This is a genomic window from Mitsuokella jalaludinii (assembly GCF_928722185.1).
GTDB classification, from domain to species: Bacteria; Bacillota; Negativicutes; order Selenomonadales; family Selenomonadaceae; genus Mitsuokella; species Mitsuokella jalaludinii.
This window is the reverse complement of sequence record NZ_CAKMXA010000001.1, coordinates 1,887,938-1,903,421: the sequence shown is the minus strand read 5'-3', so window position 1 is coordinate 1,903,421 and position 15,484 is coordinate 1,887,938. Positions and strand designations below refer to the sequence as shown.

Sequence of the window (15,484 nt, the reverse complement as noted above, 5' to 3'; positions counted from 1 at the left end):
GAGGGTTATTCCCTCAAAACTAGACAATGCAACAGCCGGATGACCGACCAGAGTCATGGACTCGCGTCCATTTACTCCTTAGAAAGGAGGTGATCCAGCCGCACCTTCCGATACGGCTACCTTGTTACGACTTCACCCCAGTCATCGCCCCCACCTTAGACGGCTGCCTCCTTGCGGTTAGCCTGCCGGCTTCGGGTGTGAATGACTTCCGTGGTGTGACGGGCGGTGTGTACAAGGCCCGGGAACGTATTCACCGCAGTATGCTGACCTGCGATTACTAGCGATTCCAACTTCATGCAGGCGGGTTGCAGCCTGCAATCCGAACTGGGAGATGGTTTATGGGGTTCGCTTGGCCTCACGGCTTCGCTGCTCTCTGTCCATCCCATTGTAGTACGTGTGTAGCCCAGGACATAAGGGGCATGATGACTTGACGTCATCCCCGCCTTCCTCCGCGTTGTCCGCGGCAGTCTCCTTTGAGTTCCCACCATTACGTGCTGGCAACAAAGGATAGGGGTTGCGCTCGTTGCGGGACTTAACCCAACATCTCACGACACGAGCTGACGACAGCCATGCACCACCTGTTTTCGTGTCTCCGAAGAGAGGGGACTATCTCTAGCCCTTTCACTCAATGTCAAGCCCTGGTAAGGTTCTTCGCGTTGCGTCGAATTAAACCACATACTCCACCGCTTGTGCGGGCCCCCGTCAATTCCTTTGAGTTTCAGCCTTGCGGCCGTACTCCCCAGGCGGAATGCTTATTGCGTTAACTCCGGCACAGGAGGGGTCGATACCTCCTACACCTAGCATTCATCGTTTACGGCGTGGACTACCAGGGTATCTAATCCTGTTCGCTCCCCACGCTTTCGAGCCTCAGCGTCAGTTACAGTCCAGAAAGCCGCCTTCGCCACTGGTGTTCCTCCTAATATCTACGCATTTCACCGCTACACTAGGAATTCCGCTTTCCTCTCCTGCACTCAAGAAAGATAGTTTCCATCCCCTCACGGGGTTGAGCCCCGCACTTTTAAGATAGACTTACCTTCCCGCCTGCGCTCCCTTTACGCCCAATAATTCCGGACAACGCTCGCCACCTACGTATTACCGCGGCTGCTGGCACGTAGTTAGCCGTGGCTTCCTCGTCAGGTACCGTCATTCAGAACCCATATTCTGAGTCCTGACATTCGTCCCCGACAACAGAGCTTTACGAGTCGAAACCCTTCTTCACTCACGCGGCGTTGCTCCGTCAGGCTTGCGCCCATTGCGGAAGATTCCCCACTGCTGCCTCCCGTAGGAGTCTGGACCGTGTCTCAGTTCCAATGTGGCCGTTCATCCTCTCAGACCGGCTACTGATCGTCGCCTTGGTAGGCCGTTACCCCACCAACTAGCTAATCAGACGCAGACCCATCGTAAAGCGATAGCTTACAAGTAGAGGCCATCTTTAGTAGGATTCCCATGCGGAAACTCTACAACATTCGGTATTAGCAGTCCTTTCGAACTGTTGTCCCCATCTTTACGGCAGGTTGTCTACGCGTTACTCACCCGTTTGCCACTCGGCATCTTTTCATCACTCAGCCTTAAAGTTAAGCACTTTATAAAAGTGTGGTGAATGCTTCGCATTCACGACGCCTCTCATCAGTCCGCTCTTTAAAGTTCAGTGATGAAAATCTGCCTCGTACGACTTGCATGTGTTAAGCACGCCGCCAGCGTTCGTCCTGAGCCAGGATCAAACTCTCCATAAAATTTTAGGAAAGCCTTGATTGGCTCAAATAATCTTTTTGGCCTGAACCTTGATAAATCAAAGCTCAGTAAAGAAATTGCCGATTGCTTATGTTCATAATCAATCGATGTTTTAAAAACATCTGGCTTGAATCACAAATGATTCATGTTGCATTGTTTAGTTTTCAAAGAACAACTTTGTCTTCCGAAGCTCGCTTTCGTTTGAAAGGCTTTGCTTCAAGCGACTCATTTATTATACCGCATCTCTTTCAGACTGTCAAGAACTTTTTTATTTTTCTTTTTGTCTGAGTCATCCACTCCAGCAAGGCGCTTCCAATCAAGGAGCATTTTCTTGCCAGGCCGGTGTCTCGCGGCGACTTGTATTATATTACAGGACACGCAGGCATTTGTCAACAGCTTTTTCAAAAAAACTTGCAAAAAAAGTCCCGCATCGTCAAAGCGAGCACTGCTACGCGCAGACGATGCGGGATTCCGGCATCCATTTCAGTCTTTCAGTTTCAGTCATTCAGTTGTAGATCCGACAGCATCTCAACGACAAGACGGATTCAGAGCGCCCAGATCACGGACCTTCCGTGTAAGCCTCTGCGTCGATGACGACATCGTCATCGGCTTCGGAGATCTTGTAGTTGCCACGCGGCGTGCCGCGACGCTCAAGGTCGCGCACGATGGCCGCACCTGCACCAGAGCTGAGCTCGGTCAACGAAGCAGCACTCTGTGCATGAGCGCAGCCAGCCAGACCACCAGACGGGATCGACATCGCCACGGCGAAGAACGCCGCGAGGAAGATTCCTGTCCTGGATATCATTCTGCCCATACTCTCACCTCATTCTCTCACCACCGGCAAGACAAGGAGCTTTGCCAGCGGAGCCAACCATGCCCCGATAAAGAGAAAACAGGCTGCATGAATCCATACAGCCTGCTCGGGAATATCCAGTCCGGTCCTCACCGGTCAGCCAGGGTCAGTCACCAATCAGTTCCATGGCCCAATAGTAGTGGCCATCATTGCCTCTCACACAAGATACACCCATCTTCGTGAAATGATGGTTAAGGAGATTTGCGCGATGCGTCGGGGAACCCATCCAAGCGCGAACGATCTTTTTAGCATCCACTACGCTGCTGATGGCAAGGTTTTCACCGAACCAGGAGCAGGACGCACCATTCAAAACCGATTTGACAGGGCTGCCATCCGGGCGCTGATGCGCGAACAAGATGCCCGCTTCCTGCGCACGGGTCCCAGCCGCCTGGTCAAGATAAACAATCCCGCTTAACGGCTGGATGCCGGCTGCCGTACGTTCAAGATTGACTTCGTTCAAGACTTCATCCTGAAGGCTGGCCGCAAAAGCCGTGCTCGATGCAAAAACGATACATGCCATGACGAGTAAAGTCATGATCTGCCGCAAGGTTTTCATATTGGCCGCCTCTTTCGTTACGATAGTTTGACTTGAGAGCACTTGGTCTCCAAACCACCTTGCGCTGCCTTCATCAGGCTGTCATCCATATCGCTCCGAAACTTAAGCAGATCCGCTACCGCTGTGGGCGCTGCGCGACCACAGGGCATGTTCGCACCGATTCAGTTTTGTCTGGTTTATCCTTACTACTTATAGTTTACCATACATATTTTATTGGGTCAATCCAATTCCCTACATTAATATAGATTCTCAAAGTGGACGTAGACACCATCGAGGTCTTCAAGCAGGATGCCCATCTCGCTGAAACCAGCGTGGAGAGCTTCTGCCGAAAGCTCGACGTTGTTCTTGACGTCGCCCGTGCGAACGAGTGCGAGAGCAGCATCGTCGGTCGGCGTGATGCGGAAGACGGAACCGTCATAGACCATGCGGAACATGCCCGTGCCGTCCGTCGTCGTCAGTGCCTTCGTGTACTCGCGGTACTGCGTCTTCGGCTGATTCGGCTCTGGCAGGCGCTTGCCCGTCGGCTCAAGGCGAACCTTGTCCGGATCCGCTGCGACATCGTACGTGCCGTAATGCGAGACCTGACCAGACTCGACCTTGAAGAACGGAAGCTCAGCACTCGCCAAACCTGCGACGCGCTCGACGCCCGGTACACCATGGTTGCCCATGTTGCTCGTCCAGGAGCCAGAACCATCGAGATTCGACGGGTTATGCGGGTCGATATCCGGCTTCGTCGGCACCGTCGGCGAGAGCGTGATCAGGCCGCCGTAGTTGTAACGGTAGTTGCCTGCCACATCGCCCGTGACGATTGGCGTGCCGTTGATGTGCGCCACGACTCCGTACTGGTTGCTGCCCAGATCGTTGCCCGGCGTGTAGTCCGCATCGACATGCTCGCCATAGGCCAGCTGTGCATCGATGTCCGGATCTACCGTATAGGTGACGTCTGCAAGCGTGTTACCCGTACCGGAGACGAAGAACGTGACATCCTTCGGGTCGATCTTCACATCAGCCTCACCACCCGTGATCGTGTAGTTGTTGAGGAAGTCTGCACCCGAGAGGTCCGTGCCGAAGTGGTACGTGTTGACATCATTCGTCTTGGTGTTGCCATCCAGATAAGCTCCGCCATAGTCGCCATAGTCGTAGATGAACCCAGTCGGAAGATCGCCATTGACAAGGCCCTTGACCTCAGAAGTCGTCGTCTTGACCGTGCCGTACTCCGTCTCGACATCTTTCGTCTCAATCGTGAGATCGGCCGGCGTGACGCTTGCAGTGTTATCGAAGGTTTTGCTCGTTGCACCATCTGCGAACTGGTAATTCTTGTTCTTCAGGCTCTCCAAACTTACCGTCGTATCGTAGATGTTGTCGCCGACATTCTCCGTGATGCGACCATCTGCCGCACCCGTAAGTGCACTCGAGTCCGTAATGTCAAGAAGCAGCGTGCCATCGCCATTGACACCCGCAAAGGTTGCCTTACCGAAATCGGCTTTCGTGCCGTAGACCGTCTTGTACGTCGCGTTCGTGATGAAGTCGTTGACGTTGTCTTCCGTGATGTTCAGCGGCTTGATGTCGACGTAGTTCGTACCATCATCGTGGACGTCGTAGTTCCGCAGGACGTCGCTCTCACTGTTGAGCGTTGCCTTGTAGTTGTACTTGCCGACGTCGTTCGTCTTCGTCAGTTCATCATTGTAGGCCGTACCGTAGTTGCCATTGTCGATGGCAATGTCGTCCGTGTCGCCATTGACGAGCGTCGTGTAGGTCGTCATATCGCCCGGATCTGTCTTGACCGTGCCATAGACCGTCTCGATGCCCTTGCGCGTGACCGTGAGGTCGGCCTTCTCGACCGTCGCGCTCTTGTCGAACGTGAAGGAGCTCGTGTCTTCGAGACCGTAGTTCTTCTTGTCCTGTGCGCTGAGGCCGTCGAGCGAGACAACCGTGTCATACGCATTCTTGGCTGCATCCTTGGTAATGACGCCTTCCGTGTTGCCCGTCAGTGCGCTCGAACCCGTGATCGACAGGTCGCGTGTACCGTCACCATTGACGCCCGTGAAGACTGCCTTACCGAAATCGGCTTTCGTACCGTAGACCGTCTTGTACGTCGCGTTCGTGATGAAGTCGTTGACGTTGTCTTCCGTGATGTTCAGCGGCTTGATGTCGACGTAGTTCGTACCATCATCGTGGACGTCGTAGTTCCGCAGGACGTTGCTCTCACTGTTGAGCGTTGCCCTGTAGTCGTACTTGCCGACGTTGTTCGTCTTCGTCAGTTCATCATTGTAAGCCGTACCGTAGTTGCCATTGTCGATGGCAATGTCGTCCGTGTCGCCATTGACGAGCGTCGTGTAGGTCGTCATATCGCCCGGATCTGTCTTGACCGTGCCATAGACCGTCTCGATGCCCTTGCGCGTGACCGTGAGGTCGGCCTTCTCGACCGTCGCGCTCTTGTCGAACGTGAAGGAGCTCGTGTCTTCGAGACCGTAGTTCTTCTTGTCCTGTGCGCTGAGGCCGTCGAGCGAGACAACCGTGTCATACGCATTCTTGGCTGCATCCTTGGTAATGACGCCTTCCGTGTTGCCCGTCAGTGCGCTCGAACCCGTGATCGACAGGTCGCGTGTACCGTCACCATTGACGCCCGTGAAGACTGCCTTACCGAAATCGGCTTTCGTACCGTAGACCGTCTTGTACGTCGCGTTCGTGATGAAGTCGTTGACGTTGTCTTCCGTGATGTTCAGCGGCTTGATGTCGACGTAGTTCGTACCATCATCGTGGACGTCGTAGTTCCGCAGGACGTTGCTCTCACTGTTGAGCGTTGCCCTGTAGTCGTACTTGCCGACGTTGTTCGTCTTCGTCAGTTCATCATTGTAAGCCGTACCGTAGTTGCCATTGTCGATGGCAATGTCGTCCGTGTCGCCATTGACGAGCGTCGTGTAGGTCGTCATATCGCCCGGATCTGTCTTGACCGTGCCATAGACCGTCTCGATGCCCTTGCGCGTGACCGTGAGGTCGGCCTTCTCGACCGTCGCGCTCTTGTCGAACGTGAAGGAGCTCGTGTCTTCGAGACCGTAGTTCTTCTTGTCCTGTGCGCTGAGGCCGTCGAGCGAGACAACCGTGTCATACGCATTCTTGGCTGCATCCTTGGTGATGACGCCTTCCGTGTTGCCCGTCAGTGCGCTCGAACCCGTGATCGACAGGTCGCGTGTACCGTCACCATTGACGCCCGTGAAGACTGCCTTACCGAAATCGGCTTTCGTACCGTAGACCGTCTTGTACGTCGCGTTCGTGATGAAGTCGTTGACGTTGTCTTCCGTGATGTTCAGCGGCTTGATGTCGACGTAGTTCGTGCCAGCATCGTGGACGTTGTAGTTCCGCAGGACGTTGCTCTTGCTGTTGAGCGTCGCCTTGTAGTCGTACTTGCCGACGTTGTTTGTCTTCGTCAGTTCATCATTGTAGGCCGTACCGTAGTTGCCATTGTCGATGACAATATCGTTCTTGTCGCCATTGACGAGCGTCGTGTAGGTCGTCATATCGCCCGGATCTGTCTTGACCGTGCCATAGACCGTCTCGATGCCCTTGCGCGTGACCGTGAGGTCGGCCTTCTCGACCGTCGCGCTCTTGTCGAACGTGAAGGAGCTCGTGTCTTCGAGACCGTAGTTCTTCTTGTCCTGTGCGCTGAGGCCGTCGAGCGAGACAACCGTGTCATACGCATTCTTGGCTGCATCCTTGGTGATGACGCCTTCCGTGTTGCCCGTCAGTGCGCTCGAACCCGTGATTGACAGGTCGCGCGTACCGTCACCATTGACGCCCGTGAAGACTGCCTTACCGAAATCGGCTTTCGTGCCGTAGACCGTCGTATACGTTGCGTTCGTGATGAAGTCGTTGACGTTGTCTTCCGTGATGTTCAGCGGCTTGATGTCGACGTAGTTCGTGCCAGCATCGTGGACGTTGTAGTTCCGCAGGACGTTGCTCTTGCTGTTGAGCGTCGCCTTGTAGTCGTACTTGCCGACGTTGTTTGTCTTCGTCAGTTCATCATTGTAGGCCGTACCGTAGTTGCCATTGTCGATGACAATGTCGTTCTTGTCGCCATTGACGAGCGTCGTGTAGGTCGTCATATCGCCCGGATCTGTCTTGACCGTGCCATAGACCGTCTCGATGCCCTTGCGCGTGACCGTGAGGTCGGCCTTCTCGACCGTCGCGCTCTTGTCGAACGTGAAGGAGCTCGTGTCTTCGAGACCGTAGTTCTTCTTGTCCTGTGCGCTGAGGCCGTCGAGCGAGACAACCGTGTTATAGGCATTCTCGGCTGCATCCTTGGTGATGACGCCTTCCGTGTTGCCCGTCAGTGCGCTCGAACCCGTGATCGACAAGTCGCGTGTACCGTCACCGTTGACGCCCGTAAAGACTGCCTTACCGAAATCTGCTTTCGAGCCGTAGACCGTCTTGTACGTCGCGTTCGTGATGAAGTTGTTGACGTTGTCTTCCGTGATGTTCAGCGGCGTGACCGTTGCCGTGCCTTTGAGGTACGTGACGTTGTAGTTCGTCAGGCTGTTGGCACCTTCGCCCGTGAGGTCGTAGTTGCCGACTTTCTTCGTCCACTTACCGCCCGTGCCGTCAAGCGCTGCATCGTTCGTATAGTTCATGCCACCGAATGCCGCATCCAGAGTCTCCTCCGTGTCGCCATTCGTGATGCCGGATGCATAGTTGTAACCATACTGCGATTCGTCGAACTTCGTGCCATAGACCGTCGACGCATTGCCAATCTGAATGGTCAGATTAGCTTTGTCAACTTTAAGGTCACCCTGCGTGTTGACGATTTCGTAGTTGACACCTGCACCATTCTCGAAGCCGACATTTACCATATTGACAGCATCTTCATACGAATCTGGGCTAGCATTAGCCGTCGTACGACCATTCTGATTCTCAGCATAGCTGCTGCCGGATTTGATGGAAAGGTTATCGGTACTCTCGTCGAGCTTATCGCCATTGACAATCGCTTCGCCCGTCACGCCTTCTTGTTTACTGGTGAGCGTTGCGGTGAGCGTCCAGTCGTTGATGGTTGCGTTGCCGTAGGTCTGGCTGCCGCTGCCGTTGACGTTGATCTGGCGTCTGAGGATTTCGACGGTGCCGCCATCCTTTGTAGTGGCATCTTTATAGCCGCTTGCTTTACCTTTGTCCGTCAGGTCATAGCTTTCCGAAGCAGCTTTGATGTTGTAAATCGCCTTGTTATCGGGTTCACTGGCCGGTGCTTTATCGCCGCCCGTACGCGTTGCGGTCTTTGCCCAGCCTTTGCTCGTGAACGTGCCGCTGCCATTGTAGTAGTCGGCTACGTCGCCTTCGTTGAAGGCATTCGTATATTCGTTGACGTTATGTTCGTTCTCATCTTGTCCAACGAACGTTGCTTCAGTTGTGGTCGTGACATTGTCATTCGTCAGTTCTTCGCCGTAGACTTTCGTCATGTCGTTAGCGGTGACATAGACGGTCGGCTGTACCTGGAAGATGTACTTGTTGTCATCGTTCTGACTTGCCGAATACGAAGTGCTCGTCGCACCCCACTGTGCGTTCGTGCCGCTGTTGAGGTTCGTGCCGAACTCATCGGCATCTGGCGAGTAAGAATAGACCTTCCAGTTGCCGCCCGTGCCAGTCGTGATGGCTTTCGCTGCCGTCGTGTTATTATGGAAGGAACCGTTCGTGCCGCGAGCATCGATGACAACAGCATCGTTGGCATTCGAAGATGTAATTAAAGCACCGCTGCCGTCTGTATTGTTGGCGAGCGTAATAGCACCATCACCGTTTGCGTCCGTAGAAACAAGACGAATTTTATCAGCATTCTGAATGCCGTGTACGGTGATATCATCTACGGATTCAATCGAAACCAGTCCATCCGTGGCAATCTTGCCATTGACGTTGACATGTTTTTCTGCACCTGTGGACGAAATCTCGACCTTCTTATCTGCGGTGATCTTTCCTACATCGACATTGCCCTGCGTCGTAATTTTGACATTGCCATTTTCCAGATCCGAAGCGGCATTCGTATTGCTATCGTGAACATAAATGGAATCGAGAACCTTGACATCGCCTGTAGTCGTTTTAATCGAGACGTTGCGCAGACCTGTACCTACGCCGCTGCCCAACTTTCCAGTATTGGCAGTTCCTTTTGTACCGACCGTAACAGCACCAGCGCCGCTGTTGATAGAAAGAGCCGAGTTTGGCAGTTCTGTCTCACGGATAAAGCCGTGAATCGTACTTGCGCCGTTGTGGACATCGTCCCAGCCATTCTCATCGGTCCAGCCAATAGCAACATAAGGCTGTTTCATTAAGCCGTTGTTATTGTTCGGTTCGCTGTAGCCATTGCCGCCTTGTACCCAGTTGGTATACATGCCATTCTGGTCGCTGCCCTGGCCGATACCCGAAGAAATATAGAACGTCGTGCCTTTTTCCGGACCCGTAACCCAGGCAAACTGACGTCCGCTTGTACGGCTCGCCGACATATTGGTTGTCTCTTTGCCGCCAGTGAAGTATTCCAGAACCGCGCCATTCTTTTTGACGGCATTGGCCATTGCCGCCGAATTCTCATACTTGTCTGTAATCGTGACAAGATGCATTCCATTCAGCTGATTGCCATCCGGATCCGACACACTATTGCCCTGGGTTGCTGCAAGGTTAGCAAGTTCCCAAGTCTGGGCCAGCGCATTGCTAAGCCGAATCTTTTCAGCAGATGTTAAGTCGCTATAATTAGCAACTATTTTATATCCTCGGGCAATAGCAAACGTCTTTGTAGTGCCATCACTATCTGTATATGTCTTGCCATAGATAGACTGCAGCATCTTTTCCCAAGCCTGGGCTTGTTCAGTTTTTGTCGTTGTTGTTCCTTCATAGTAACTTACAAAGTCATGATCCATGAACGCTTCGTATTTATTCATGGAAGCAACGTTCTTGGCAAATGTCACATTGCCGCCCGACGTATTGATGCTCAGAGTACCGCCATTCAGCTGGAGACGCGCCTCATTCTGGATATTGACTGCGCCACCTGCCGTTTCAATAACACGCTTCGCCTCACCCTCCTGCGTACTGCCAAAGAAAGTAGCACCATTGGCACCGGTAGTCAGGGAGCCGCCACCCGTTCTGATGTCAGCATTGATGTTGACACCGCCTTTATCGTTGCCATCCGAGTCTGCATTCAGGACAACATTCAACGGGCTCGTTGCATTGATATCCGCATTGATATTGACGTCACCCTGCGATTCCAGAGTAAGGGTATTGCGCCCTGTTGTCGTCTGATCGACCTTCAATGCCGAATCCAATGTGATATCAGCATTGCCGTAATCTCTATCTATGGCTTGAATCTTAACATTGTTACTCTTCAGTACATTGACAATAGACGACGTCTTGATGTACGTTGTGCCGTTAGTATACTGATTATTTTCACTTTGAACTTCGGAACTTCCCGTATCATTGATAACAACATTCGTCGGGTCGAGCAGCCACTCGCCTGCTTTGCCGGTCTTGCCGGCTGCGTCGATGTCGACGTTATCGCCGATCTCGAGGTAGTCGCCGGAGGTCTCGATGAGGCCGCCGTCTACTGCGCCGGTTGCATGGAGCGTCGCTCCGTCTTTGACATGGGTCTCTGCGCCGATTGCCTTGATCGAGCCTGCACTCTGCCCGGCCTCCATGCCGGATGCATCAATCGTGCCGCTGAGCTCGACAACGCCGTTATCGCCGCCGTCCAGGAGGATCTCGCCCTTCTCGTTCTGTCGGAGGGTCTTCGCTTCCATCGTACCCGTATTGTTGACGACCGTGCTCATGACATCGCCGGCACTCCTTGCCGTCATGACGAGATAGCCGCCATCTGCCTTGAGCATGCCGCTGTTGAGTGCCTTCGCCTTGGCGAGCGCACCGTCAACGGTAAAGTTGATCTTGCCTGCCGTATCGGCGGACAAGCTGAGGTTCCGCGCGGCTGCAAGTGCCGTCGTACCCTCTGGATTCGTGATCGTACCGCTGTTCTCGACCTCCGCTGCATGCAGCACGACGAGGCCACCTTCTGCGCGGATCGTGCCGGCGTTGATGACCTTGGCCGAAGAATCCTCGGGAATCGCCATCGTGATGCCGTCTGCACCCGCAAAGTTCGTCATGTCGCGGTCGCTGATCCTCGCCGTCGAAGCGACGAGTGAGCCGACGTCAACGCTGGCGTTCTTGCCGAACAGCACACCGTTCGGGTTGATGACATAGACATGCCCGTTGCCCGAGAGCGCGCCGTCGATGACGGATGCGGCATCGCCGACCACGCGGTTCAATGCCACCGAGTCTCTGTCCGGCTGACGGAAGGTCACGCGCTCGTCGTTCGCAATGTCAAAGCCAGCCCAGTCGATGGCCAGGCGTTTGGAGTCCTGGTTGACCGTCATGTCCTTGTCCTGACGCGTGATCTCGCCCTTACCGGAACGGATGACTTCACCCTGCGGCATCGCGTAGGCAATACCGCCGACCGACATCGCCATCATCGCCGCGGTGATTGCTGCGGTCTGGCGCTGCCAAGTCTTTCTTCTTCGCATCGCTCGTTTCATTTTTGGTTCCCCTCTTTTCGTTGTCTAAGTAAACATCTTCTTCCTATCTTGCAAAACCAGAAAAACAGATTGATATAGGCAAACCCATCTGCTTCTCTTCAAACTCACAGCATCAATCGTGCGTTACAGTATTGTCCCTTTCCAATAGGCATACGTACTATTCGCACTATTCTATATATATTATACAAATTATACAAAATTTTTGGACGCGCATCAATAAAAAAGATAAATCCTGATTATATGTTTTTTCAATTCGATAGGATTTATTCATCAATGCGGATAATGTAAGGTTTTCCTCTCAAATCGCAAAAAAAGCAGGCTCCACAAGGAGTCTGCTCTTTTTCATCGGTGCAAATCGATTCGATTTTGATTGGAGGAAACGGTCATCAGAAGTAGACGCCGCCGCGGATCCAGAAGCGGCCGCCCGTGTGGCTCGTGTCGCTCGTCGGCTCTTCGGAGCCGAGCTTCCAGGCGTAGTCGGCGCGCAGGAACCAGTCCTCATAGCGCGACCAGATCAGGCCGAGGCCGATGCCCTGGAGGTTGCGGTGATTCTTGGCACTCGGGTTGATGCTGCTGTCCTTGTTGATCCAGACGCCGCCGTGCTCGAGGTACGAGGCGAGGTGCAGCTGCTGGTCCTTGGCGCCGAGCGGCAGGAGCCAGCGCAGCTCTGCGCGTCAGATAGCCTGTGTCACCCGAAGCCTCGCTCGTTGGATAGGCGCGCACGCCGTACGGGCCGCCGAGAGAGAAATGCTCCGAGGAGTCGAGGTTGTCAAAGGCGTACTGGCCGCGTGCCGAAAGCAGCAGGTAGGTGCGGTCGTTGAGGTCCTGGCGGCGCAGGATGTTGGCGCGGACCTTGTTGTAGGTGCCGAGCGTCTGAGCCGGCGTGAATGCATCGCTCCACGAACTCGAGGAATCATTGCTGATATGGCCAATCTTGTACTCAAAGCGCCAGTCTGTCGCACCCTTACGGTCCTGTTCATCGCCGTAGAGCGAGAGAACGCCCGCATTGCCCGTCTTATCGGCGTACTTGCCGATCTCAGGGATATCGCGGTACTCATCCTGGATATCGCTGTACTCGTAACGGATGCCCGTGTAGAGGTTGTGGCGCTGGCTGCGCTGGATGGCGTAGTCGAGGCCGAGCGAGGCGACGCGCGAATGGCCGAGAGCGTCGAGGCCTTCGTAGTCATCGCCGAGCTGATACGTCAGGACGTTGTAGCCCGCTGTGAGCTTCATACCGTCGCGGATGACCGGGATCGTGTAGTTCGCGCCCCAGTTGAAGAGCTCGTTGCCCGTCGTCGTGATGCCAACGGCCAGGTGGTCGCCCTCATGCGCGAGGTTCAGGAAGTCGTAGTCGACACCGTACTCGTTGTAGCCTGTCGAGCGGTTACCGTAGTTGTCAATCGTGAACAGGCCCTGCTTGCCGTTGTGCGGATTGAGGTCGAGCGTCACATGGACCGTGCCCGGATTCTCGCCCGTCGTCAGGACGGCCTTGGCGTCAGCACCCGCGAGGTCGGAGAGCAGCCAGACGGCGCGCTCAAGGTTGGCGCGCGTTAGGTAGTCGCCCTTCTTGAGGAAGGCCGTCTCGCGCTTGATGACGCCCTCGTGGATCTTCGTGTTGTTCTGGATCGTGATGCCGTCAAAGCGTCCGACCGTTACGGCGTACTCGACGACGCCGTTCTCAATCTTCTGCACGGGCAAGTAGGCGTGTGCCGCGATATAGCCCTTGTCGCGGAAGTAGCGCGAGAGCGTGTCGGCGCCGTCCTGCAGGTCCTTGAACGTCACGAGCTTGCCCTTCTTGTCGGCGAGCAAGCTCTTGAGGGATTCCTCGCTGTAGATATCCTGGCCCGTGATCTTGAAGTCATTGACCTGGACCTTGAGCGTGTCCGGCAGGTCGAGGCTCGGGCGCTGCTCCTGCTCGATCTGGATGTCGGCATTGCCGACGGAGACTCCCGCCTGATCGAAATCCTTCTTATTCCGCTGTTCTTCGACCAGCTGACCGGCATTGACCAGGCGGTCGCGATTTGCGTCAAGGGCCGCCTTGTCCGGCATCACCGGCGCTGCCGACGCCGAGCCCATATTCAGTAAGCCAAAGGCCACGGCTGCCGCCAGCATGCTGAGGCAGTTGCCCGTACTCTTGGCAGCATGTCTGCCATGTCTTCTGTGTTTCATCAAAAAGCCCTCCTCTTTTTCTTCATGAGTTCCTCTCTCATTCATTGCTGCATTTCCTTGCTGTCTATCTTATCCTCATTTCCTTCCAGAAGTTCTCAGAAGCAGAGTTAAGCAGAGTTTGCCTATATTCAGTATTACATTTCGCTTACATTTCGCTTTCTTGAACGCCAATTCCTGCTCGATAAGAAAAATTCTTTCTAAATACCGCCAGGAATACACAAATTGACACTTCTTGCCCATTTGTCCAACGCAAAAGAACAGGCAGACTCCAAACGGAGACTGCCTGCCCAGAAGATCTGTCAATCTTTGATATTCGTGATGATGCGGCCGAGACGCGTGCCGGAGAAGAGGTTCCAGGTCCACTTGATGGCGACCGTGAAGTTGGCATGGGCACCGGCGAGGCGCAGGAGGTGGACGAACATCCATGCACACCATGCGAGGAAGCCCGTCATCTGCGGGTTCATCTTCGTCTTGTCGACGACGGCTTCGCCGCGGCCGATCGTGGCCATAGCGCCGAGGTCTTTGTAGTGGAACGTCGCGAGATCCTGCTGGCCGCGGATGAGCTTCATGATGTTGTCATGAGCTGTCTGCGCCTGCTGCATGGCAACCGGTGCGACCGTCGGCAGCGGACGCTCCGTGCCGTGCTGATAGTGTGCGCAATCGCCGATGGCGAAGACGCAGTCGCTGCCTTCGACCTGCAGTTTCTCGTTGACGATGATGCGGCCGCCGCGGTCGACTTCGCCGCCGCAGTCCTTGATGAACGGCACGGCCTTGACGCCTGCGGCCCAGATGACGGTCTGCGTCGGGATCGTCGTGCCGTCCTTGAGCTTGAGGTCATTGCCGTCGTAGCCGACGACCTGGGTGTTCAGCATGACGTCGACGCCTTTCTTGCGCAGAACCTTGACAGCGTGCTCGCGCAGGTTCGGGGCGACCATCGGCAGGACATTGGCCGTAGCCTCGATGAGCTTGACGCTGACTTCGCTGAAGTCGAGGTTGTGGAACTCCTTCTGCTGGATGCCGAAGAGCTCCGTCAGCGCGCCGGACTCCTCGATGCCCGTCGGGCCGCCGCCGACGACGACGAAGGTCAGCATACGGCGGCGAACCGCCGGGTCCGTCTCCTTGTTGGCGCGCTCGAACATGTGCAGCACGTGGTTGCGGATGTGCAGTGCCTCCTGCAGCGTCTTCATGCCGTAGGAGTGCTCTTCGACTTCCTTCATGCCGAAGAAGTTCGTCGTCGCACCGGCTGCGAGGATGAGGTAGTCGTAAGCGAGCTCACCGTGGTTCGTCAGCAGGACCTTGCGCGCCTGATCGACGCCCTCGGCCTTGGCCATGAAGAATTCCACGTTCTTGGTCTTGCGGAAGAAGGTGCGAACCGGATACGCGATTTCATCCGTCGAAAGGACTGCCGTCGACACCTGATACAGCAATGGCTGGAAGAGCTGGAAGTTGTGGCGGTCGACGAGCATGACGTCGACGTCTTCCTTCGCAAAGAGCTTGGCGAGCTTGACGCCGCCGAAGCCTGCACCGACAATGACAATACGTGGTCTCTTCTGATTCTGCTGATCTGCCATGATAAGTCCTCCCCTGACAATACACACGAAATAAGGAATAATGGAAATAATTGCATAA

Annotated in this window: 5 protein-coding genes and 1 rRNA gene; all 6 read right to left on the bottom strand. The window is 54.7% G+C overall.

The window, feature by feature from the left end; all coding sequences use genetic code 11:
- Positions 1 to 82: 82 nt before the first annotated feature.
- The 6 genes from QDI87_RS08785 to QDI87_RS08760 all read right to left on the bottom strand — a co-directional run bounded on the left by QDI87_RS08785 (position 83) and on the right by QDI87_RS08760 (position 15,426).
- Positions 83 to 1,733: ribosomal RNA gene (locus QDI87_RS08785) — 16S ribosomal RNA — on the bottom strand.
- Between the two features lie 557 nt (positions 1,734 to 2,290).
- Entirely contained in the window at positions 2,291 to 2,545 is a 255-nt protein-coding gene (locus QDI87_RS08780; RefSeq protein ID WP_278743008.1) for a hypothetical protein, read from the bottom strand.
- Between the two features lie 145 nt (positions 2,546 to 2,690).
- A complete protein-coding gene (locus QDI87_RS08775; RefSeq protein WP_051652274.1) occupies positions 2,691 to 3,140 on the bottom strand; it encodes a CAP domain-containing protein in 450 nt (149 codons plus the stop codon).
- 236 nt (positions 3,141 to 3,376) lie between these two features.
- Entirely contained in the window at positions 3,377 to 11,686 is an 8,310-nt protein-coding gene (locus QDI87_RS08770) for a filamentous hemagglutinin N-terminal domain-containing protein (RefSeq protein WP_278743006.1), read from the bottom strand.
- 498 nt (positions 11,687 to 12,184) lie between these two features.
- Positions 12,185 to 13,855, bottom strand: a complete 1,671-nt coding sequence (locus QDI87_RS08765) for a ShlB/FhaC/HecB family hemolysin secretion/activation protein (RefSeq protein ID WP_278743003.1) — start codon at positions 13,853 to 13,855, stop codon at positions 12,185 to 12,187.
- Positions 13,856 to 14,154: 299 nt separating this feature from the next.
- Positions 14,155 to 15,426, bottom strand: coding sequence for an NAD(P)/FAD-dependent oxidoreductase (locus QDI87_RS08760; RefSeq protein WP_278743001.1), 1,272 nt, complete (start codon positions 15,424 to 15,426; stop codon positions 14,155 to 14,157).
- Positions 15,427 to 15,484: the final 58 nt, after the last annotated feature.